The sequence below is a fragment of the Corynebacterium segmentosum genome (assembly GCF_900637825.1).
Taxonomy (GTDB): domain Bacteria; phylum Actinomycetota; class Actinomycetes; order Mycobacteriales; family Mycobacteriaceae; genus Corynebacterium; species Corynebacterium accolens.
Genome location: NZ_LR134408.1, coordinates 352,682 through 376,053, shown reverse-complemented (window position 1 = coordinate 376,053; position 23,372 = coordinate 352,682). Strand labels below are relative to the sequence as shown.

Below are 23,372 nucleotides of genomic sequence, written 5' to 3'. Positions count from 1 at the left end.
ATTTGAATATTGTATAGTTATTCACACAGTTGGAGTTTGCGGTTACTTCACTCTCCGTTTATGCCAACTTCATCTTCATCTCACGCAAGGAGTAATCCCCATGAAAAAGTTCGGTCGCTTCCGTATAGCAACGGTTGCCACTCTCTCCGCCACGGCACTCGCACTCACCGCCTGCTCGAGTTCTGACGATGGCGACGGTAACGGTTCCTCCAAAAAGGCAGTCGGTGGCCTAGAGATCGACGTCAAGCCCACCGGTGACTACAACGAAAAAGACCGCGATGAGATTAAGGACGGCGGTGAGCTGACCCTCGCCCTTGGCGAGCTGACTGAACAGCAAAACAGCTTCCACGCCAACATGACCACGGATACCCGCACCGTATGGAGCTGGTACAACCCGCAAATGGCGCTCTTTGACGGCGAAGGTAACTACACCCCGAACCCCGCTTACTTGGATTCGGTAGATGAGTCCACCGAAGGCGATAAGACCGTCGTGACCTACGAGATCAACGACGAAGCCACCTTCAATGACGGCACGCCCATTGACTGGACCGCTTTCGAAAACACCTGGCGTTTCAATAACGGCAAGGACATGGATGTCCAGGTCAACTCCACCGACGGCTACGAGCTGATCGAATCCGTGGAGAAGGGCGAAAACGACAAGGAAGCCGTGGTCACCTTCGAGAGCCCATACCCATGGTGGCAGGGACTTTTCAACGACATCCTGCACCCAGCGATCGATACCGCCGAGAAATTTGACCAGGAATACTTGGGCAAGCTCAACCCACAGTACGGCGCGGGCCCATTCAAGGTAGAAAATGCCGACTTCCGGGGCGGGAGCGTTTCCTTCGTACCCAACGAGAAGTGGTGGGGCGATGAGCCGAAGCTCGATAAGGTCAGTTACCGCGTGATGGAGTCCCAGGCAACCATCAACGCCTTCCAGGCCGGCGAGATCGACGCCGCTGGTGTCGGCAGCAAGAATAACCTCACCATCGCCGCAGACATGGGTGATTCCATCGACGTCCGCGCAGCTACACGTCCCGCTAGCGTCCTTTTCACCTTGAACTCCAAGGCCCCACAGCTGGCTGATAAGGATGTTCGCCACGCAGTCTTTGCAGCCATCGACCGCGACCAGCTCGCGGAAATCCGCTACAACGGCCTGGGCTATGAAGAGGAAATGCCTGGTTCCTTGACCCTCTACCCAACCCAGGACGGCTACAAGGACAACCTCTCTGAGGTCCTCGAGTACGACGTCGAAGAGGCTAAGAGCCTGCTGGAAGACGCCGGCTACTCTGAGGGCGATGACGGCTACTACGCAAAGGACGGCGACAAGCTGTCTCTGCGCTACGTTCTTATCGGCGATGACGAGGTCTCCAAGTCAACTGCTACCGCAGTCCAAAAGATGCTGAAGGACGCCGGCATCGAGCTGAAGATTGAGGAGCGCCCGAGCTCTGACTTCTCCAAGATCAGCAACGAGCGCGACTTTGACCTCTTCCTCTCCGGCTTCGCTGCAAGTGACCCATTCGGCGCAGCATACTTCGGCCAGACTTACGCTAGCGACTCGACCCTGAACAAGTCTTCTACCGGTACCGAAGAGTTTGACAAGAAGATCGAAGAGATGCAGAAGCTGCCGACCCGCGATGAGCAAATCGAGCGCATTAACGAGCTCGAGTCCGAAGCTTTTGCAGAGTACGGCCTGCTTCCGTACGCTAACGGCCCAGTGATGGTCGGCCTGAAGAAGGGTATCGCCAACATGGGTGCCCCTGGATTCGCCGTCGTCCCTAAGGAAAACATCGGCTGGGAGAAGTAATAACTACTTCCCTTACTAGGTAAAGGCCTTCCACTACCTGCCTGCAGGTAGTGGAAGGCCTTCCTTTGTGTTTGGGTGTGTTTGGACCCTGCAAACCCCAACAGGATCCAACTTAAGGGGACAAACTCGCTGCCCAGGCGTGGGCAGCGAGACTGGCTCGCGTTGGCGGCCCATTAGCCGTCAGCGCAGACCGTCCGGCAGCTTATCGGACTCGCTACTACACGGGTGCCCTAGAGCAAACACATTGCGACTCCTACCTAGGAGCGGCCCGCGCCAATGGCGCCTGCAGCTAAAGGCCTCCGAGATGGCCTCCACCCTGGCACAGCCATATCGCTGCATTCAGGCCTCTAGCGGCGTGAGTAGTCTTAAGCTGGCCCTACAGTTCCCTCGGAGTGCAGAAAAAGCCACTAAAGCACCAGCACTGCCTGTAGCCAGCGACCTCTCCAACTCAAGGCGCGAGTAGGGATCAAAAAAGTCCGCCACACCGGTATGCGGTGCAGCGGACTCTTAAAGCTCTACTGAGCGGTTACGAAGCCTCCATTAGTCGAGAACCTTGGTAACGCGACCAGCGCCGACGGTGCGGGAGCCCTCGCGGATAGCGAAGCGCAGGCCCTCGTCCATAGCAACAGGCTGGATGAGCTCAACGGACATCTCAACGTTGTCGCCAGGCATAACCATCTCGGTGCCCTCAGGCAGGTTCACAACACCGGTAACGTCGGTGGTGCGGAAGTAGAACTGAGGACGGTAGTTGTTCATGAACGGGGTGTGGCGGCCGCCCTCTTCCTTCTTCAGGACGTAGACGGAACCCTCGAACTTGGTGTGAGGGGTGTAAGCGCCCGGCTTGATAACAACCTGACCACGCTCAACGTCCTCACGCTTGGTACCACGCAGAAGCAGACCACAGTTGTCGCCAGCCTCGGTGTAGTCCATCATCTTGCGGAACATCTCGATACCGGTAACGGTGGTGTTCTGGGACTTCTCCTGGATACCGATGATCTCAACGTCCTCGTTGACGTTCAGACGACCACGCTCAACACGGCCGGTAACAACGGTACCGCGGCCGGTAATGGTGAAGATGTCCTCGATAGGCATCAGGAACGGCTGATCGGTAGCGCGCTCCGGATCAGGGATGGAGTTGTCGCAGGCATCCATCAGGTCAACGATGGACTGTACCCACTTCTCGTCACCCTCGAGTGCCTTCAGAGCGGAGATGTGAACGATAGGAGCTTCCTCATCGTAGTCCTGCTCTGCGAGCAGCTCGGAGATCTCCATCTCCACGAGCTCGATGATTTCCTCATCATCAACCATGTCGCACTTGTTCAGTGCAACGAGGATGTAAGGAACGCCAACCTGGCGAGCAAGCAGAACGTGCTCGCGGGTCTGCGGCATCGGGCCATCGGTTGCAGCAACAACCAGGATAGCGCCGTCCATCTGAGCCGCGCCGGTAATCATGTTCTTGATGTAGTCGGCGTGGCCCGGGGCGTCAACGTGTGCGTAGTGACGCTTCGGGGTGGAGTACTCCACGTGGGAGATGTTAATGGTAATACCGCGCTCCTTCTCCTCAGGAGCCTTGTCGATCATGTCGAACGCGAATGCCTGGTTCTCCTCAGGGTACTGGTCAGCCAGAACCTTGGTGATCGCTGCGGTGGTGGTGGTCTTGCCGTGGTCGACGTGTCCGATGGTGCCGATGTTCACATGCGGCTTCGTACGCTCGAACTTCTCCTTTGCCACTGTATGTCCTCCTGGACTATATGGTGGCTACGACCTTCGCAGCCACGTGGTTGACAGTTGTCATTGGCACCTGACCCACTATCTGGGACAAAGCGCTAATGACGCTTTCTTTACGTGCCAGTTACACGATCCTAGATTTATCCCGCGGTTTTTTCAAACCGCCATTATAGGAGGTAACCCCGCGAATCTTCGCGGCCATTTCCCTCAACAAGAGTCTCAAATAAAGGATCCTGGGAGGGTAACGGCCGGCTCAATTCACAACCACTGGTTTTAGCTGCAAACTCAGCCCGCCGCTACCCTGGCCCAGTTGCCACATTTAGCGGTGAGGCTGGCATCTACTGGCAGAGACTACCAGCCCTTAGCCACCGCTGAACGGGCGGGGCGTCGCTATTAGTTAGCGCCGCCGGTGCGCTCTTCGATGATCTCCTGAGCCACGGAGGAAGGGACCTCAGCGTAGGAGTCGAAGACCATGGTGAAGTTAGCGCGGCCTGCGGTGGAAGAACGCAGGTCACCGATGTAGCCGAACATCTCAGACAGCGGAACCTTAGCCTTGACGACCTTGGCACCGGAGCGGTCTTCCATGGCGAAGACCTGACCACGACGGGAGGAGATGTCACCGTTAACGGTACCCATGTACTCCTCAGGGGTAACAACCTCAACGGCCATCATTGGCTCCAGCAGAACCGGCTTTGCCTTGGCCATAGCTTCCTTGAATACCTGGGAGCCGGCCAGCTTGAAGGCCATCTCAGAGGAGTCAACGTCGTGGTAAGCGCCGTCTTCCAGCGTTGCCTTGATGTTGACCATCGGGAAGCCAGCCAGGTAGCCGTACTGCATTGCGTCCTGGATACCAGCATCGACGGAAGGGATGTATTCCTTCGGCACGCGGCCACCGGTCACGGCGTTCTCGAAAGCGTAGGTTGCGGACTCGCCCTCTTCCAAGGTCTCTGGGTCCGGGTTGTACGGCTCGATGGTGCAGATAACCTTTGCGAACTGACCGGAACCACCAGTCTGCTTCTTGTGGGTGTAGTCGATGGACTCCACCTTGCGGCGAATGGTCTCGCGGTAAGCAACCTGTGGGTTACCGATGTTTGCCTCGACCTTGAACTCGCGCTTCATGCGGTCAACCAGCACGTCGAGGTGTAGCTCGCCCATACCGCCGATGACGGTCTGGCCAGTCTCATCATCCAGCTCAACGGTGAAGGTTGGGTCCTCGGCAGCGAGCTTCTGGATGGCGTTACCCAGCTTCTCCTGGTCGGCCTTGGTCTTCGGCTCGATGGAGACCTTGATAACCGGGTCCGGGAAGTCCATGGACTCAAGAATGATCTGGTCATTCTTGTCACACAGGGTGTCACCGGTGGTGGTTTCCTTCAGACCAACAACGGCGTAGATGTTGCCGGCGTCAGCCTGCTCCACCGGGTTCTCCTTGTTGGCGTGCATCTGGAAGAGCTTACCGATGCGCTCCTTCTTGCCCTTGGTGGAGTTCATGACCTCGGTACCAGGGGTGACCTGGCCGGAGTACACGCGCACGAAGTTGAGCTGACCGAAGAACGGGTGAGCTGCAATCTTGAAGGACAGTGCGGAGAAGGAAGACTCAACGGAAGGCTTACGGGTAAGCTGCTGGTCCTCATCGCCCACAGCGTGGCCGATAACCTCGCCCACGTCCAGCGGGTTAGGCAGGAAGTCCACAACAGCATCCAGCAGTGGCTGGACACCCTTGTTGCGGTAAGCGGTACCGCAGTAGACCGGGTAAATCTCAGAGTTGATGGTCAGCTTGCGGATGCCGGCCTTCAGCTCGTCGATGGAAAGCTCTTCGCCGCCGAAGTACTTCTCCATGAGTTCTTCATCGGACTCTGCAACGGCCTCAACCAGCTGCTCGCGGTACTGCTCAGCCTTTTCCTTGAGGTCCTCAGGGATCTCCTCGTAGGTTGGCTCTGCACCGGTCTCGACCTTGCCGCGCCAGGTGATAGCCTGCATGTTCAGCAGGTCAACAACGCCGTCGAAGTCATCCTCAGCGCCGATAGGCAGCTGCATAACGAGCGGCTTAGCGCCCAGGCGCTCAACGATGGTGTCAACGGTGTAGTAGAAGTCTGCGCCCAGCTTGTCCATCTTGTTGACGAAGCAGATACGCGGAACGTCGTACTTAGCAGCCTGGCGCCACACCTGCTCGGACTGTGGCTCCACACCTTCCTTACCGTCGAAGACGGCGACGGCGCCATCGAGGACACGCAGGGAGCGCTCAACCTCAACGGTGAAGTCAACGTGACCCGGGGTGTCAATGATGTTGATCTGGTTGTTGTTCCAGAAACAGGTCACGGCAGCCGAGGTAATGGTGATGCCGCGTTCCTTTTCCTGTGCCATCCAGTCAGTGGTGGATGCACCGTCGTGGGTCTCGCCCACCTTACGGTTGATACCGGTGTAGAAGAGAATACGCTCGGTGGTGGTCGTCTTACCAGCATCGATGTGGGCCATGATGCCAATGTTGCGGACCTTGTTCAGATCCTTGAGCACTTCTTGTGCCACGTTTATACCCCAACTTAATAGTCGTCGACGCCGTGACCAGAAACCTGGCTAAGACGCCTGCATGGATAAGTTCTTGAAAAGTTTGCCATTGTGTGGCCGTGCTAGGTGCCCAGCGGCTCCTAGACTTCCATCGCTTCAGTGTACTGGACACAAAGCGAATGCGCTGGACTAGCCCAGCTGTGCTGGACTAAATCACACCCTGTGCCACCAAAATGGCCCAAGCAAGAGATATGAAGTTTTGTGTCGCCGCCGGGAACCCGGAAATCAGCGCGAAACTCGTTTCTCGTTGCTTAGGCCATTGATGAAGGTGCTGAAAAATTACCAGCGGTAGTGAGCGAAGGCGCGGTTAGCCTCAGCCATCTTGTGTGTATCCTCACGACGCTTGACGGAAGCACCGAGGCCGTTGGAGGCATCCAGGATCTCGTTGGCGAGACGCTCGATCATGGAGTTTTCGCGACGCTGACGGGTGAAGGTCACCATCCAGCGCAGTGCCAAGGTGTTGGCGCGGTCCGGACGGACCTCAACCGGCACCTGGTAGGTAGCGCCACCCACGCGGCGGGAGCGAACCTCGAGGTCCGGGCGGATGTTGCCCAGCGCCTTTTCCAGGGTGCCAACCGGGTCAGTGCCGGTCTTCTCGCGGCAAGCCTCAAGCGCGCCGTAGACGATGCGCTCTGCGGTGGACTTCTTGCCATCCTGGAGGATCTTGTTGACGAGCATGCTTACCTGCTCGGAGTTGTATACCGGGTCCTTTACTACAGGACGCTTCGGAGCAGCATTCTTACGCATTGTTTATTACTGTCCCTTCTTTGCGCCGTAACGGGAACGAGCCTGCTTACGGTCCTTGACACCCTGGGCATCCAGGGAGCCACGGATGATCTTGTAACGAACACCTGGAAGGTCCTTCACACGGCCGCCGCGAACGAGGACCATGGAGTGCTCCTGCAGGTTGTGGCCCTCACCTGGGATGTAGGCCGAAACCTCGATGCCGCTGGTAAGGCGCACACGAGCAACCTTACGAAGAGCGGAGTTCGGCTTCTTCGGGGTGGTGGTGTACACGCGGGTGCACACGCCACGACGCTGCGGGGAACCCTTCAGCGCAGCGGTAGAGACCTCTTTGCGCTTGGTCTGGCGGCCCTTGCGGACCAGCTGTTGAATAGTTGGCATTAAACAGTCTTTCTGTCGAATTGCACCACTTCTTAAGAAGGGAACCAAACATGCAAAAATAGGCGCTCTTTCCCGGGGCGCTTCCGCATGTCCAGAACTCTTCCCAAGGCGGGCGCCTTGTTAAGGATCAGACTTTTCACCATGTTCTTTGCGCGCCATGTTCACACAGGGTGCGCAGTACATAGTGAACTAGAGAGAAGACTAGCAAAGCCAGCGCTATGAATACAAAACAGGGAATGCATCCTGCCAGCGGTGTGGGTGGGCTACTCCCACTCCCATGTCAGGTCTGGCTCTGCTGCCTTATCAGAAAAGTAGGATTTCTCCTGCTCTTCCCAGGTACTAAACCACTTCTCGTAGGCCGGCTCGCGCGCAATCGCGCGCTCATAGCGCTGCTCGCGGGGGCCATCGATGCGCACGGTCACCACCGCGCCGCGCTTTTTCGCCGCCGCGATATTATCCGCGGTCACGGAGCCAACGCCTTCAATAATGAGGTCATCGCGCACATCAAGGCTTGCCCAGTCACCGGGGCAATTGGCTTCCCAATCCCAGCGCCAATAGCCGGGGTTCATGGTGCGCAAAACCTGCTCGCCCACCATCTCGGAGCCCTTTTCCAGGCCATGCCAGCCGGGATAGAATTCATCGAGGTGAACCACGCGCCAATTGGTGCGATCTGCCAAGGCTGCGGAGGTCCAGGTTTTGCCGGAGCCAGAGGGGCCATCGATAAGCACCGTGATGGGTTTAAACGCACGCTTTCGCGAGGCTGCTAGCTTAACGATGTCCTCCAAGAGGCGCTCTTGTTCGGCATCAATGTCCATAGTGCTTGAATCACTGCTTTCGCGGATTAAAGGCCAAAGAATCTCCAGGCCCCAGTAAGTACCGAAGTTACCACCGGTACACAAGCAAGGGCGAGGCCGCAGGCCATCACCCACCCATCGCGGGCGTGCAACCTGGATTCTCGGGCCCAGGTCCGCTCCCCTCCTCCGGGTGGGGTGCGCCCAAATCCGCGCGCTTCCATCGCCGTCGCAAGCTTGCCGCCGCGGCGCAGGGCAATGACCAATAGGCCAAAGGACATTGTAAGCAAGTGCTTGAATCGACCTTCATCCGTAAGCCCGCGGGCCCTGCGCGCCATGCCGAGCGATTGCCAATCGGATTTCAGCAGCGTCATCATGCGCACGCCGGCCACAGCACCAATGACGAAGCGGGAGGGAAGGCGGAGGATCTGCGAGAGGGCATCGCCAAGCTCGGTGGGATCGATATCGCGCGCGAGCACCACCGTGGGTAGCGCGACCGCCAGCACACGCAGCGTGATCGCGATGGCCAGGGTGACCGAATTTTCCGTCACCGTAATCAGCCACCAAGTGAAATACTCCTCTCCGCCGGGAGCGCCATATAACAGCATAGAGATGCCTGACAACGGGGCGATAAGGAATAAAAACCAACCGGCCTTCCACATCCGCAACCAGGAAACACCACACAAAGGCGCCAAAATGAGCGTCAGCCCCAACGATAAGGCCGCCGATATCCAGTCAATGGACGCAAGCAGTGGCGTTACCCACACGAACATGAGGAAGATACGGGTCAGCGGGTTGACGTTGCGCAAAAGATTAGGCACCCTGCACCTCCACCTTGTGATCTCCCAAGGCCGCCATGAACAGCGGGTCGTGGGTAATGGAGGCAATGGTGGTGCCGTCATCGGCCAATTGGCGCAAGAGCCCCACCAATTCCACAAAGGTGCCGGGATCCTGGCCAAAGGTCGGCTCGTCCAAAAGCAGCACCTCCGGCGCGGTCACCAGGGCCGTTGCGACCGAAAGGCGGCGTTTTTCGCCACCGGATAGCGTAAAAGGATTGGCCTTGAGCAGGTGCCCCAGGCGAAGCGATTCCACCAGTTGCGCGATGCGCTTTTCTGGGGGATCGACGCGCATGACCTTGGGCGCGACCCGCAATTCCTCTTCCACGCTGCGGGCGACAAATTGGTGTTCCGGATTTTGGAAGACGAAACCAATGCGGTCAGCCAATTCGCGGGATTTCCACCGGGAAGGCGGGCCCTTCACACCGCGGCGGATGGAGTCCGCGACCCCGATTTCCCCGGATTCAGCTGGCAATAGGCCCGCCATCGTCATCAGCCACGTGGATTTACCTACGCCATTGCGGCCGGTGATCACTGTCGAGGCCCCCGCTGGCAGGGAGATAGACCGCGGCGGCCCATAGCGAGTCACCAAATCCTCGCTCCACAGCGCTGCATTAGGCTGCTGGAGCGCGTCGCTTCCCAGCGTTCTCGCCTGCGGGAGACCGGTGACCTGGCGCTTGCGAGCGGCATCGGCAAAGGGGCCATCGGAAATGATGCGTCCATCCCACAGCTCTACTGCGCGGTCCAACACGCCTTCCCACGCCGCATGTTGATGCTCGACTACCACCAAGGTCGCACCCGTGTGCTCTACCAGCTTGCCGACGGCCCGCACCACATCCTGCGCGCCTTCCGGGTCTAGGTTGGCGGTGGGCTCGTCCAATAAGACAACGCCGGCTCCCATGGCGATGACCCCGGCAAGCGCCAGGCGCTGCTTCTGTCCACCAGAGAGGTGCTCGGTGGGAAAATCCAAATCCACGTAGGGGCCGACCAGCTCTTGAGCTTGTTGGACTCGACGCCAGATCTCTTCGCGCGGATAGGCCAGATTCTCGCAGCCAAAGGCGATATCATCGCCCACGCGCGCGGAGATGACCTGCGAATCCGGATCCTGGAGGACCAAACCCACCGGAATGGTCCGGCCCGGTTCTTCGACCGTGCCCGCAGAATCCTCCAAGGTGATCTCGCCGGTACGCGTGCCTTCTTCATCGGAGCCCAAGACGCCGGCGATCGCCGCCAAAAGCGTGGATTTGCCGGAACCGGAGTCCCCGCACAGCAAGACCTTCTCACCGGGTTCGATGACAAGGTCTATGTCCTGCAGCGCCGGTTGCGAACGCCCAGCGTGGGTCCACCCGTAACCGCGGGCCGCGATTTTTGTGGCATTTCCTGCTAAGCGTGAAAAATCAGTCACGGCAGTCTAGACCCTAAGCGCGCTGTTCGCGGCCTACCGCAAAGCGGTCAAGGGCACCGGTCTTTGCCAATGCCTTCACCAGGTAGAAGCCCAGGGCGCCCGCCAAGATGGCACCGGAAAAGGTCAGGGTGACCAAGTAAATCATATTGAACTCGAAGGACTTCGCGAGGTTACCGGAGGTAAACAGCTCCAGGACGAAAGCGCCCCAGCCTGCTGCCATACCGGCCAGGATGGTCACCCCAAGGTTGAACTGCCGGTACATGAATATGGCAAAGATGATCTCCACGCCAATACCCTGTGCCAGGCCCGAGTACAGGGTGCTAATACCCCACTGCGAGCCCAAGACGGCCGACACCGTCGCGGCAAGGACCTCCACGTAGACTGCCGCACCCGGCTTGCGGATGACCAATCCACCCAGGATGCCGCCCAGTAGCCAGATACCGGTGGCCAAGCCACCAAGCCCCGGCGTGAGCGCATCCATGGCCTCATACCAGGCATAGCCCACGGCATTCCAGCCCAAGAATACGAAGCCACAGGCAACACCCAAGACGGACGCCACCACAATATCCACCACGCGCCAGTTCAGATTGCGCTTTGGCGCTGCGGACGCAGCTGCATTAGTAGTCATTATTTCCTCCCTCTCGCCGGAATTACCCGGATCAGGTTCAACGGTTCACCGCGTCATATCGCAGTATCTCAGCCTTCATTTCTGTGCCTGTGCGGCCTGTGCGCCCGCGGGCCCACAGATTCTGAAAGCTCCCGTGTATTGCTTTAAATCAAGTAGTCCAAGGCCCACGTTTTACTTATCTGGGCCACAGGCTTTACTCATACTAGCAGGCACATATACCAGTCCCCACAACCAATTCGGCGGCCGAATTGGGCTCCCAGTAAGAAACCGGCCTAAACGACAGGATGTGTTGGTGAAGTTATATGATTAGCACGTCTGGCCTGCTGGTATTAGGACTATTTCACTTATCCGGAGGGATAACGCAGCCTCGGACCTGAAATACCGCCGGGGGCATGCTGATGTGCTAAGCGCTGAGGTTCACGATGAATGGATGAGTAAGAATCATCCTCGATACCCCGTCTGTAGCGAGGTGTGCACCAAAATACGGGACTACAAGCACCAATCCGCCAGCGAAGGCGATGGAACGCCTGTAAAGCCACTGTCACTCGCGCTAGAGGCCGACCCAGGAAAGTGGACGCATCAGGGCGCAGACCCACGAGCCACCATCGGCCGTGAATACGGCCGACCAGCAACTTTCGACAGTGCCTACAACCACTCTATGGGAAAACGCAAAGGCCACATGCCCTAAACCACGCAGTCCACCAACACAAAATGTCGTTTACCCCGACACGCCGGAAAACAACACATTTTGTCGTTTAACCCCACACAATCCATTAGACGCTCTCAAAACGAAAGGGCCCCGTCCGATGCTTCGGTTTGTAACCGGTGTTCGAACGTGGCCCTTCCTACTGGAGTGAATTAAGATCCTAGGTGGCTATATCACTCTCTCCATTCCGAGAATAGACCAAAAAGCACACTATGACAAGATCGCCCAATCCGCGATGCCGAGAAAGACGAAGCAATGCACGGATCCAGACATGAACAGCATGTACTACAGACGTTGGGAGAACAGCGCACTGAAAAATATTTAACCCAAATGGGAAATCATGCTGGTCGAGCCCTCACGCTTTATAGGTGGGACCTTCAACTATCTGCGGCGCTTTGGAACTTATTATCCGTTTTTGAGATTGTCCTCAGAAACAAGATTTGCAAAGCGATCGATGAATGGAGCGATGAGCAGGAGCCTCAAAGCAATAAAAATTGGATTGAACATCCCACTTGCAATGTATCCTTCCCTCTCTCCAAAGTCAGCCAACAAATTGCAAACAGAGCCCTAGGAAAAGCCAGGAATGCTAAAGGGATTCGCGACAACGGAACTGGGCTCGTCGAAGGAACTCATCCGCGAAAAGGTCAACCCATTAACCGTGATGACATTATTGCCCAAGTCACCTTAACTCAATGGAAGGAAGCTTTCTTCTACCGAGAACCGACAATTCGCCCCGATGGCACCCGCAAGTATTACCCTAACGAGACCACCTATACGAATCTCAAGTCCGTGTACAAAGAGATAACTAGCCGGGCGCTGTCATCGGGTCCTAAGACTATTTCCCCTGATCGAGCCAGTTTTATCATGCATCACGCCGTTTTGCTTAGAAATAGAATTAGCCACCAAGAGTCACTGATCGATATCGATTGCAGCATCTACCGGAAGGAAATTTTTGAATTACTTAATTGCTTGGATCCTAGCGTTCTTCAATATTTTTCGGCGAGCGATCCCCTTCCGGAAATTCTGAAAAACGATCCTCGTTCAAAGTGACGTTAAATTGTATCCCAATTCAAAGCCCATATTTGAAAATTAAAATATTTATAGGCCATCTGCGTTAATAGAGAAATATCCTGAAAGAGCCCCCGCTTACCGTGTGCACGGAAGCGGGGGCTCTGACTGGACGCGGTGCCGCGGGGCACGCGCTCTAGGACTTAGAAGGTGAAGTCCTCATCCAGCGGAACGGAAGCGCCGGTGAATTCACCGAAGCCATCGTCACCGTAGATGGAATCGCCGTAAGTCGGAATCGAGTATGCGGCGTTGCGCGCAGCCTCGGTCGGCTTAACGGAGATATTGCGGTAGCGCGAGATACCGGTACCGGCCGGGATCAGCTTACCGATGATGACGTTCTCCTTGAGGCCGATGAGCTTATCGGAGCGCTTGTTAATAGCGGCATCGGTAAGCACGCGCGTGGTCTCCTGGAACGAAGCAGCGGACAGCCAGGACTCGGTAGCCAAGGAGGCTTTGGTAATACCCATAATCTCCGAGCGCAGCTGAGCCGGCTCGCCACCTTCTGCGACCTGTGCAGCGTTCATCTGCTTAGCCTCAGAAAGGTCGATCAGGTTACCCGGCAGCAGCTCCGTGGTACCGGCGTCAATGACGGTACCGCGGCGCAGCATCTGGCGGATGATGATCTCGATGTGCTTGTCGTGGATGGCCACACCCTGGGTGCGGTACACGGCCTGCACCTCGTTGATGAGGTGTTGTTCCACGCCGCGACGGCCCAGAACCTCGAGCACGTCGTGCGGGTCAGCCGCACCACGCATCAAGCGGTCACCGGTCTCAACGTGGTCGCCGTCCTTCAAGGAACGCTCGATCATCGCATCCGGGTTGGACTCCATCGGGCGACGCACCTGGGCCAAGCCTTGGCGCTTGGACAGCTTCTCGTAAACCACGTCATCGGAACCGTCATCCGGGGTGATGGTCATGGTCCAGAAGTTACCCTCATCGGACAGGGACACGGTGCCGTCCACGGAGGCAATCGGTGCGCGGTTCTTCGGGTTACGGGCCTCGAAGAGCTCCTGAACACGCGGCAGACCACCGGTAATGTCGCCACCGACACCACCCTGGTGGAAGGTACGCATGGTCAGCTGGGTACCAGGCTCACCAATGGACTGTGCAGCCACGATGCCGACGGCCTCGCCGATGTCAACCAACTGGCCAGAAGCCATGGACTTGCCGTAGCACTTAGCACAGACACCGGCCGGGGTCTGGCAGGTCAGCACGGAGCGGACCTTGACGTCGGTGACCTTGGCATCGAGAAGCTTCTGCGTGAGCTCCTCGGTCAGGTCTGCACCAGCCTCTGCGACGACCTCGCCGCTTTCGTCCTTGACGTCGGTGGCAAGCACGCGACCGGAAGCGGAGGTCTCCCACAGCTCGGAGAGTACGACCTTGTCGCCGGAAACCTCGCCGATAGGAACGCGCACGCCCTGGCGGGTGCCACAGTCCTCTTCGCGGACGATAACGTCCTGAGCAACGTCCACCAGACGGCGGGTGAGGTAACCCGAGTCAGCGGTACGCAGCGCGGTATCGGCCAGACCCTTACGGGAACCGTGGGAGTTGTTGAAGTACTCCAGCACGGACAGGCCTTCACGGAAGGAGGTCTTAATCGGACGGGTGATGTAATCACCGTGCGAGTTCACAACCATGCCCTTCATACCGGCCAGCGTCCAGATCTGACGCATGTTACCGGCAGCACCCGACTTCACAATCATTGGAATTGGGTTGTAATCCGGGTAGATGCTCTCAACGGCCTCACCGACGGTGTCGGTAGCGTCCTTCCACAGCTCCACCAGGCGGTCATAACGCTCGCGCTCCGTCAGAGCACCCTGCTCCCAGTACTTACGCTCGATGCGCTCTGCTTCCTTCTCATAAGACTCGAGGATCTCGGTCTTATTCGGAAGCACGAGCACGTCAGACATCGTAATGGTCACACCGGAACGGGTTGCCCAGTAGAAGCCAGCATCCTTCATGTTGTCCAGAACCTGGGCCACGGTGATCATTGGGTACTTGGTGGCCAAGTCATTGACCACGTCACCAATGAGGACCTTGCCGTCGGTGCCGCCGCCCTTGCGGACCATGATGCCCTCAAGGTACGGGTAGTTCCACGGCAGCAGCTCGTTGAACATGATGCGACCGATGGTGGTGTAGCCCAACCATGCCTGGCCCTTGGACCAGCCATCGGGGAAGTACTCTGCCTCGATGTCCTCTGGCGGGCGCAGGTGATCGATGCGGACCTTGATCGGTGCCTGCAGGCCAACCGTTCCACGGTCGTAGGCCATGAGGGCCTCGGCGTAGGACGAGTACACGCCCGTTGCCGGGTAATCCTCGCCAGCCTCGCGGTAACGACCGTTGCCACCGATCTCGTCCTCTGCCTTGTCCATGGTGAGGTAGTACAGGCCAGTCACCATGTCCAGACGTGGCATAGCCAGTGGCTTACCGGATGCCGGGGACAGGATGTTGTTGGAAGCCAGCATCAGCACGCGAGCTTCTGCCTGCGCCTCGGCGGATAGCGGCAGGTGGACTGCCATCTGGTCACCGTCGAAGTCGGCGTTGAAGGCCTCACAGGCCAGCGGGTGCAGCTGGATAGCCTTACCCTCAACCAGCTTAGGCTCGAAGGCCTGAATACCCAGGCGGTGCAGCGTAGGCGCACGGTTGAGCATCACTGGGTGCTCAGAAATGGCCTGCTCCAGCACGTCCCAGACCTCTGGGCGCTGGCGCTCCACCATGCGCTTTGCAGACTTGATGTTCTGGGCGTAGTCATTTTCAACCAAGCGCTTCATGACGAAAGGCTTGAACAGCTCGAGTGCCATCAGCTTCGGCAGACCACACTCGTGCAGCTTCAGCTGCGGGCCGACGATAATAACGGAACGGCCGGAGTAGTCCACGCGCTTACCCAGCAGGTTCTGGCGGAAACGACCCTGCTTGCCCTTGAGCAAGTCAGACAGGGACTTCAATGGGCGGTTGCCCGGGCCGGTAACCGGACGGCCGCGGCGGCCGTTATCGAAGAGCGCGTCCACAGACTCCTGCAGCATGCGCTTCTCGTTATTCACGATGATCTCTGGTGCACCCAGGTCGATCATGCGCTTCAGGCGGTTATTGCGGTTGATAACGCGGCGGTACAGGTCATTCAGGTCCGAGGTGGCGAAGCGGCCACCGTCCAGCTGCACCATCGGACGCAGCTCAGGCGGGATAACCGGAATAGCGTCAAGCACCATGCCTGCCGGGTCATTGCCGGAGTTCAGGAATGCGGCAACAACCTTGAGGCGCTTAAGCGCGCGCATCTTCTTCTGGCCCTTGCCGTTGTTGATGATCTCGCGCAGCTCCTCGGCCTCTGCCTCGAGGTCGAAGTTGCGGACCAAGGTCTGGATGGCTTCTGCACCCATGCCGCCGGTGAAGTAATCCTCGTAGCGGTCAACCAGCTCTTCGTAGATGGTCTCATCGATGACCATCTGCTTCGGAGCAAGCTTCAGGAAGGTGTTCCAGATTTCATCCAGGCGTGCGACCTCGCGCTCGCCGCGCTCGCGGATGTGCTGCATTTCCTTATCGGCAGCGTTTTGTACCTTCTTGCGGGCATCGGCACGCGCACCGGCTGCCTCCAGCTCTGCCAAGTCGGACTCGAGCTTGGAAGCGCGCTCTGCGATCTCGGACTCGGTATCGTCCTCAACGTCCTTCTTCTCCAGCAGCATTTCAGCTTCCAGAGTGGACTGATCGTTGTGGCGAGCCTCTTCATCAACGGAGGTGATGATGTTGGCAGCGAAGTAGATGATGCGCTCAAGGTCCTTCGGCGCCAAGTCCAGCAGGTAGCCCAAGCGGGAAGGAACGCCCTTGAAGTACCAGATGTGGGTTACCGGAGCGGCCAGCTCGATGTGGCCCATGCGCTCACGGCGCACCTTGGACTTGGTGACCTCAACGCCGCAACGCTCACAGATGATGCCCTTGTAACGGACGCGCTTGTACTTACCGCAAGCACACTCCCAGTCACGGGTAGGTCCGAAAATGCGCTCGCAAAACAGGCCGTCCTTTTCCGGCTTCAGCGTGCGGTAGTTAATGGTCTCGGGCTTTTTAACCTCGCCCTTAGACCAGCGACGGATATCGTCAGCAGTGGCCAGACCGATGCGGAGCTCGTCGAAGAGATTTACGTCAAACACGTAATGTCTCCCTTTCATCCTCGTCATGTGAGGAATTGATGGCTTTTAATGAATTAATCTTTATTGCCCGCCCGCGGCGGCCCCGGTGTTAAACACCGGAACCGTGCATTCCGCAGTGGACCGAGAATCTATTTAGGCGATGTCAGCGGAAGAACCCTCATCGCGGGACAAGTTAATGCCAAGCGATGGGCTATCCATGTCATCGTCATCAGAGCCAGACAGCTCCATCGGGGTGCCGTCAGTGGAAAGAACCTCCACGTTCAAGCACAGGGACTGCAGCTCCTTGAGCAACACCTTGAAGGACTCAGGGATGCCCGGATCTGGAATATTGTCGCCCTTCACGATGGCCTCGTAGACCTTCACGCGGCCTACCACGTCATCGGACTTGATGGTAAGCAGCTCCTGCAGGGTGTAGGCAGCGCCGTAAGCCTGCATTGCCCACACCTCCATCTCGCCGAAGCGCTGGCCACCGAACTGAGCCTTACCACCCAGTGGCTGCTGGGTAATCATGGAGTAAGGACCAGTGGAACGGGCGTGAATCTTCTCATCGACCAAGTGGTGCAGCTTGAGCATGTACATGTAGCCCACGGAGATGGGGTACTTGTACGGCTCGCCGGACCGGCCATCGAAAAGCGTGGCCTTACCGTGCTCATTGACCAGTACGTCGCCGTCGCGGTTCGGGCGGGACGATGCCAACAGGCGCTCGATCTCGTGGTTGGTAGCACCGTCGAAGACCGGGGTGGCGGTCAGGGAGTCCGCTGGGACATCGTAAAGCTCTTCCGGCAAGGTCTTGAGAAGCTCGGCATTAGCCGGATCCTCGGTGTCGACCTTCCAACCAGCGTGAGCCAACCAGCCCAAGTGCAGCTCAAGAACCTGGCCGATGTTCATACGACGCGGCACACCGTGGGTGTTCAGCAGGATATCCACCGGGGTGCCGTCCTCCATGAACGGCATATCCTCTGGCGGCAGAATCTTGCCCACAACACCCTTGTTGCCGTGGCGGCCGGCCATCTTATCGCCGTCCTGGATCTTGCGCTTTTGCGCAACGTAGACGCGGATCATCTCGTTGACGCCAGGTGCCAGGTCGTCATCGTCATCGCGGGAGAAGCGAGCAACACCAATGACCTTGCCCACCTCACCGTGCGGAACCTTCATGGAGGTATCGCGCACCTCGCGGGCCTTCTCACCGAAGATGGCGCGCAGCAGGCGCTCTTCCGGAGTCAGCTCGGTCTCACCCTTCGGGGTGACCTTACCCACCAGGATATCGCCGGCACGAACGTCAGCACCGATGCGGATGATGCCGCGCTCATCGAGGTCGCTCAAGACGTCCTCGGAGACATTTGGAATCTCGCGGGTGATTTCCTCAGCGCCCAGCTTGGTGTCACGAGCATCGATCTCGTGCTCCTCGATGTGGACGGAGGTCAGGATGTCCTCTTCCACGATGCGCTGGTTGAGGATGATGGCGTCCTCGTAGTTGTGGCCTTCCCACGGCATGAATGCAACCAGCAGGTTGCGGCCAAGCGACATCTCGCCATTGTGGGTACCTGGGCCATCGGCCAAAACCTGGCCGGCTTCTACGCGCTGACCCATGGACACCAGCGGGGTCTGGTTGTAGTTGGTGCCCTGGTTGGTGCGCTCGAACTTGCGCAGGATGTAGGTATCGCGCTGGCCCTCATCATCCATGATGGTAATGACGTCAGCGGTGACGTTTTCTACTACACCGGCCTTTGGCGTGATGACGACGTCACCCGCGTCATAGGCAGCGCGCTGCTCCATACCGGTACCCACCAGTGGGGCCTCGGAGCGAACCAGCGGGACCGCCTGCTTCTGCATGTTCGCACCCATCAAGGCACGGTTAGCATCGTCGTGCTCCAAGAACGGAATCATGGCGGTACCAACGGAGACCATCTGACGCGGGGAAACGTCAACGTAGTCCACACCGGAGGCATCGGTCACTCCGATGTCGCCCTCCTTCAGGCGGACCTCGATGCGCTCGCCGATCAAACGGCCTTCCTCGTCCTGCTCGACCTCTGCCTGAGCAATGGCGAAGCGGTCTTCCTCATCAGCGGTGAGGTACTCCACCTGGTCCGTAACCTTGCCGTCAACGACCTTGCGGTACGGGGTCTCGATGAAGCCGAAGGGGTTCACGCGGGCGTAGGACGCCAGCGCACCAATCAGACCAATGTTCGGACCCTCGGGGGTCTCAATCGGGCACATGCGACCGTAGTGCGAAGCGTGCACGTCTCGCACCTCAATGCCGGCGCGCTCACGGGACAGACCGCCTGGGCCCAGCGCGGACAGGCGGCGCTTGTGGGTCAGGCCAGACAGGGAGTTGTTGTGGTCCATGAACTGCGAGAGCTGGGAGGTACCAAAGAACTCGCGGATAGCAGCAGAGACCGGACGCACGTTAATCAAGGACGTCGGCGTGATGGACTCAGCGTCCTGGGTGGTCATGCGCTCGCGCACGACGCGCTCCATGCGGGACAGGCCCACGCGGACCTGGTTCTGGATGAGCTCACCCACGGTGCGCAGACGACGGTTACCAAAGTGGTCGATGTCGTCGGTGTTCAGCGAGATCATCTCGCCGTTTGGCGCCTTCATCTCACGCTCGCCCACGTGCAGGCGTACCAGGTACTCCAGGGTGACGGCGATGTCTTCTTCAGTCAGGGTCATCAGACCGTCGTGGTCGCCGCCAAGGCCCAGCTTGCGGTTGGCCTTGTAACGGCCAACCTTGGCAAGGTCATAGCGCTTAGCGCGGAAGAAGGAGTTATCCAACAAGGACTGCGCCAGCTCACGGGTAGGCTGCTCGCCCGGACGCTGCTTGCGGTAGATCTCCAGCAACGCTTCATCGGTATTGGATACACCGTCAGATTCCAGGGTGGACATCATGAGCTCAGAGAAGCTGAAGCGCTTCCTGATCTGCTCCTCGCTCCAACCCAGCGCCTTCAACAGGACGGTTACCGGCTGGCGGCGCTTGCGGTCAATGCGCACGCCGACGGTATCGCGCTTGTCCACGTCGAACTCCAGCCAAGCACCGCGGGAAGGAATGATCTTCACGGAGTGCAGCGGACGTTCGGTGGACTTATCGATGGAACGATCGAAGTACACGCCCGGGGAACGCACCAGCTGGGAGACGATGACGCGTTCGGTACCGTTCACGATGAAGGTACCCATATCCGTCATGATCGGGAAGTCACCGATGAAGACGGTCTGCGACTTAATCTCTTGGGTGTCGTTATTAATAAACTCTGCGGTCACGTACAGCGGCGCGGAGTAGTTGATGTCCTTTTCTTTACACTCGTCGACGGTGTTTTTCACCGGCTCGAAGCGAGGCTCCGACAAGGACAGGGACATATTGCCCGAGTAGTCCTGAATCGGCGAGAGCTCTTCGAGGATATCCTCAAGGCCGCTCGTCACGCGTGCGTTATCGCCGCGCTCAGCCTGCTCACGCTCGCGCCATTCCGGCGAGCCGACGAGCCAAGCAAAGGAATCGAGTTGTACGTCAAGGAGGCCCGGCAGGGCGATAGGCTCGCTAATTTTTGCAAACGAGTATCGCTTCGGGGCTCCGGGGATATTGGCCACTGACTTGGTCTGGCGGGAGACTGCCAAGATGGGTCCTTCCAGCACCTCACGCGGATTGCTACTCGCCCTGGCCGACGAGCAGCAAAACCGCTGGTAATTTTAGCATTCGGTCTGCTGTGGAGTGTCTGGGTTCAGAATGCACAAAATCACCTTGTCAAGTCGGTTTTGCCATCACCAACCCGAAAGGCTAAATGTGCACCGAAGATCCAGATTCCAGCGCAACGAATTAGTGTATAGGAAAAACTCAGGTATGTAAAGACACACCACTCTTAAGGCTTTTTCTTTCCGCGCTAGGGGGCAAGCTCTCGCTCGCCGCTGCGCCAACGCGGCAATAATGTTGCGCCAGATCTAGTGGGGCAACCACAAGCACCGTACCACTAAAAACTCATTCCACCGCAACCCGAACCGCGCTTAATACTCTTAGCTGACACTTTCGCTAGTCATTTCGCTGGCGCTTTTCTTTCCGCGTCGGCGCACATGCTTGTTTTTACGGTCGTAAATTCCCAGCGCCCCAATGACTCCAATAAAGGTGAACACGATACCGATACCCAGTGCCGCCCACCGCGCAATCTCCGCCACGCGGTTACGTGGGAACGATTTCGCTTCATCGAGTAGCGCCGCGCGGGACTCCTCTGAGGTGGAACCATTAAAGACGAATGCTCGCTCGCGGCCTACGCCCTCTCGGTCCGCGTAGTAGTCATCGATATCCATGTCCATGCCCACCACCAAGCCGGTAGCTTGGTCGACGTAGAAATCCGTACTGCCCGAGTGCATCAAATAACCAGGTTCGTGTCCCCCATCTTCCTTGGGGAAAGAGGTGGTATTGCCATCGGCGGCATAAAGCTGCGCTACGTTTGTTGGCTCGATTTCCTGGTGATACCGATACACCGTACGGCCATCTATTTCAGTTTCTTCTTCAAAGACCGCGTCCACTGCCTTGCGCAAGGTGGGGTCAAAGACTGGGTAATTCGTCTTTTCCGCATCCGCCGGGAATTTTAGCCAGTACCCATCGACAGCAACCTTCTCCTCAGGGCTGGCCAAGGTATGGCTCAGGCTGGCCTCTGCCTTTGCCTCACCGCTCAGGCGGTCAATGGGATAGGTCCACACCTGCGCCTGGCTTAAATCATCGAGTCCTTGGCCATCGCCGCGCAGGCGCGTCTCCCCTATGCGCAGCGTCGCAGTATCTTCATCCGAAGGCTCTTGGATGCCCGCATTGATCTGGTAGGTCATCGGCCCGGAATAAGGCGACGTTCCATCCTTATTGACCACTTGTGAATCCGCGGACTCATCCTTAAGAGTCCACGTGGTGTTTTTGAGTTCCAACGGCAGCCGCGGCGAGAAATCCAAAAACGCCGGCGCCGCTACTCCGGCGGCCACCAGCGCAACGCCGAGGCCGAGCAGGAGGACGGAGAAGATGCGGGACTTGGGCAGCATGGTGGCTTATCCTACCGACTCGTTTGTTCAAAACACACTTCTTGAAACGAGATATAGAACTTTTGTAGGATACCCGGATCCAAAGTGCTCATGTAGATTCTAATTACCTCAAGTAATGCACATCACACTACCGGGAGATTTTACCTTGCATCACGCAGAAGTAGCACCGCGTCTCAGCGCTCAGATAGCACGGGAGATTCTAAACCAGACAGAACACCCCACACCACGACCCAATCACAAGCTGGACGCCTTTGTTAATGATTACAAAATCAAGGCAGCAAATCACGACGTAAAAAAGGACTTTTAGCTACCCCCTGTGGATGCAAGCCCCTCAAGCATGCATCCACAGGACCCCGCCATGTATCTATGACGATCCTTATAGACAAAAATATCACCATAAGACTTCAAGGCCCAAGCAACGATTTTCAGCGAGAATTCCGCCACAATCACCCCGAATCGCTTCCATCAAAAAGTGTAGTCTTCATAACCCGCCAAGATGACCGAGAATGTGACCTCCTGTCGCTGATTCTCGCCAGCCAAAACATTGGAGTCGTACGAATTGACAGCGACGGCGAACTCAGTAAAGAGCTATTACCAATAGATAACTTCGGAAGACTGGTTACGGAACATGGCAACACCACGGTGGTAGTAGCTTGGATCCGCCATTTTTCACGCGAATCTATAAAAATTATATCCTGCGTTAAAGAGGAAATAATTTATATCAAAGATCAGGCAATATCCTACATACAAACGCTTGAAGAGATTGCTTTATTTAGCGTAAATCAATTTTGTAACGCTCGGTCACGGCTTGCACAAATTCAGCTCGCCAATTCTATTGGACTTACTACCCCTCAAACGTCAATTGGATATGAAGCGGCGTTTCCCTTTTCAATTGCCAAACCGATTGGCCCCCACTGGGTAGAACCGACTCCGGGAACACTTCTTGGAGCTATGCCTAAACGTTTGAAGCTAGATCAATCAACTCGTGATGAGCCGGTACCTCTCCTATTCCAGAAGTATATGAACTCAGAGTATGAGCTCCGCTGCTACGTAATCGACCAAGAAGTTATCGTTTTCCGAGTATCGGGATATGACAATGCAGACGACCTGTGGCAAGAGAACAACGGCGTGAGCGTATCTCTATATAAATCTACCCAAAGATTAAAAGATATTCTAATTGAATACTCCCAACTATCCGGTTGTAATTTATGTGCCATCGACCTCCTAATACAAGGAGGTGACCCAATATTTCTTGAATGTAACGTTTGCTTCGATTGGCTATTCTACGAAGACCGAGCTGGCACGAATCTCGTCTCCAACGCCATTGCTAGATATTTACAAAGGACTTTAAACGATGCTTAGAATAGCGACAGTGGGCCATTTTCGGTTCAAGGGACCGTATCTCGTTTGGGACAACCCTCTAGAGCAAACTCAGACAATCTTAAACCAGAAGGCAAGGGAGGAACTCTTCCGCTTACTAGATAGTCAAACTATTAGTGGAGTAACGGTCGTGTCTAGCGAAGATTCATTTCCGGAACTCCAGAACTTAGGGGTACTACAG

General features: G+C 57.2%; 14 protein-coding genes, 1 pseudogene and 1 riboswitch. Of the genes and pseudogenes, 4 read left to right on the top strand and 11 right to left on the bottom strand.

The features are described from left to right. The first annotated feature begins 100 nt into the window (after positions 1–100). Positions 101–1,807, top strand: coding sequence for an ABC transporter family substrate-binding protein (locus EL217_RS01865; protein WP_005276887.1), 1,707 nt, complete (start codon positions 101–103; stop codon positions 1,805–1,807). A gap of 540 nt (positions 1,808–2,347) precedes the next feature. Here EL217_RS01865 and tuf read toward each other — a convergent pair. The 8 genes from tuf to EL217_RS01825 all read right to left on the bottom strand — a co-directional run bounded on the left by tuf (position 2,348) and on the right by EL217_RS01825 (position 10,882). Then, positions 2,348–3,538, bottom strand: a complete 1,191-nt coding sequence (tuf, locus tag EL217_RS01860; protein WP_005276884.1) for an elongation factor Tu — start codon at positions 3,536–3,538, stop codon at positions 2,348–2,350. Between the two features lie 390 nt (positions 3,539–3,928). Continuing rightward, the gene (gene fusA / locus EL217_RS01855) at positions 3,929–6,058 is read right to left on the bottom strand and encodes an elongation factor G (RefSeq protein WP_023016729.1); all 2,130 of its coding nucleotides are present in this window, start codon (positions 6,056–6,058) and stop codon (positions 3,929–3,931) included. Between the two features lie 318 nt (positions 6,059–6,376). Then, entirely contained in the window at positions 6,377–6,844 is a 468-nt protein-coding gene (gene rpsG, locus EL217_RS01850) for a 30S ribosomal protein S7 (RefSeq protein WP_005276881.1), read from the bottom strand. A 6-nt stretch (positions 6,845–6,850) separates the two neighbouring features. Further along, entirely contained in the window at positions 6,851–7,222 is a 372-nt protein-coding gene (gene rpsL, locus EL217_RS01845) for a 30S ribosomal protein S12 (RefSeq protein WP_005276879.1), read from the bottom strand. A gap of 263 nt (positions 7,223–7,485) precedes the next feature. Further along, entirely contained in the window at positions 7,486–8,037 is a 552-nt protein-coding gene (locus tag EL217_RS01840) for a hypothetical protein (protein WP_126318259.1), read from the bottom strand. A 26-nt stretch (positions 8,038–8,063) separates the two neighbouring features. After that, on the bottom strand, positions 8,064–8,834 hold the full coding sequence (locus EL217_RS01835) for an energy-coupling factor transporter transmembrane component T family protein (protein WP_023016728.1): 771 nt from the start codon (positions 8,832–8,834) through the stop codon (positions 8,064–8,066). Beyond that, positions 8,827–10,254 (bottom strand): ABC transporter ATP-binding protein, encoded by a 1,428-nt coding sequence (locus EL217_RS01830; RefSeq protein ID WP_126318257.1) that lies wholly within the window; start codon positions 10,252–10,254, stop codon positions 8,827–8,829. The genes EL217_RS01835 and EL217_RS01830 overlap by 8 nt, the downstream gene beginning before the upstream one ends. A gap of 13 nt (positions 10,255–10,267) precedes the next feature. Next, complete coding sequence (locus EL217_RS01825) at positions 10,268–10,882, bottom strand: ECF transporter S component (protein ID WP_126318255.1); 615 nt, start codon at positions 10,880–10,882, stop codon at positions 10,268–10,270. Beyond that, positions 10,872–11,027, bottom strand: a riboswitch (TPP riboswitch). It overlaps the preceding gene by 11 nt. 285 nt (positions 11,028–11,312) lie before the next feature. On the opposite strand from EL217_RS01825, the pseudogene EL217_RS11460 reads away from it, so the two are divergent. Then, positions 11,313–11,434 (top strand): annotated as a pseudogene (locus EL217_RS11460) (IS256 family transposase); the annotation flags it as partial. A gap of 448 nt (positions 11,435–11,882) precedes the next feature. Beyond that, a complete protein-coding gene (locus EL217_RS01815; protein WP_232018353.1) occupies positions 11,883–12,638 on the top strand; it encodes a hypothetical protein in 756 nt (251 codons plus the stop codon). A gap of 161 nt (positions 12,639–12,799) precedes the next feature. On the opposite strand, the gene EL217_RS01810 is transcribed toward EL217_RS01815, so the two are convergent. From EL217_RS01810 to EL217_RS01800, 3 genes are all read right to left on the bottom strand, one after another. After that, positions 12,800–16,795: a DNA-directed RNA polymerase subunit beta' gene (locus EL217_RS01810; protein WP_126318253.1), complete on the bottom strand. Its 3,996-nt coding sequence runs from the start codon at positions 16,793–16,795 to the stop codon at positions 12,800–12,802. A gap of 132 nt (positions 16,796–16,927) precedes the next feature. Next, a complete protein-coding gene (locus EL217_RS01805) occupies positions 16,928–20,422 on the bottom strand; it encodes a DNA-directed RNA polymerase subunit beta (RefSeq protein WP_126318251.1) in 3,495 nt (1,164 codons plus the stop codon). A 375-nt stretch (positions 20,423–20,797) separates the two neighbouring features. Beyond that, positions 20,798–21,811, bottom strand: a complete 1,014-nt coding sequence (locus EL217_RS01800) for a DUF3068 domain-containing protein (RefSeq protein ID WP_126318249.1) — start codon at positions 21,809–21,811, stop codon at positions 20,798–20,800. A gap of 366 nt (positions 21,812–22,177) precedes the next feature. On the opposite strand from EL217_RS01800, the gene EL217_RS01795 reads away from it, so the two are divergent. Then, positions 22,178–23,173: an ATP-grasp domain-containing protein gene (locus EL217_RS01795; RefSeq protein WP_126318248.1), complete on the top strand. Its 996-nt coding sequence runs from the start codon at positions 22,178–22,180 to the stop codon at positions 23,171–23,173. Positions 23,174–23,372 lie beyond the last annotated feature (199 nt).

What these genes read in the sequence shown, in the direction of transcription:
- EL217_RS01865 (WP_005276887.1), top strand. Translation starts at nt 101, where the DNA reads ATGAAAAAGTTCGGTCGCTTCCGTATAGCAACGGTTGCCACTCTCTCC.
- rpsG (WP_005276881.1), bottom strand. Translation starts at nt 6,844, where the DNA reads ATGCGTAAGAATGCTGCTCCGAAGCGTCCTGTAGTAAAGGACCCGGTA.
- rpsL (WP_005276879.1), bottom strand. Translation starts at nt 7,222, where the DNA reads ATGCCAACTATTCAACAGCTGGTCCGCAAGGGCCGCCAGACCAAGCGC.
- EL217_RS01840 (WP_126318259.1), bottom strand. Translation starts at nt 8,037, where the DNA reads ATGGACATTGATGCCGAACAAGAGCGCCTCTTGGAGGACATCGTTAAG.
- EL217_RS01825 (WP_126318255.1), bottom strand. Translation starts at nt 10,882, where the DNA reads ATGACTACTAATGCAGCTGCGTCCGCAGCGCCAAAGCGCAATCTGAAC.
- EL217_RS01800 (WP_126318249.1), bottom strand. Translation starts at nt 21,811, where the DNA reads ATGCTGCCCAAGTCCCGCATCTTCTCCGTCCTCCTGCTCGGCCTCGGC.
- EL217_RS01795 (WP_126318248.1), top strand. Translation starts at nt 22,178, where the DNA reads ATGACGATCCTTATAGACAAAAATATCACCATAAGACTTCAAGGCCCA.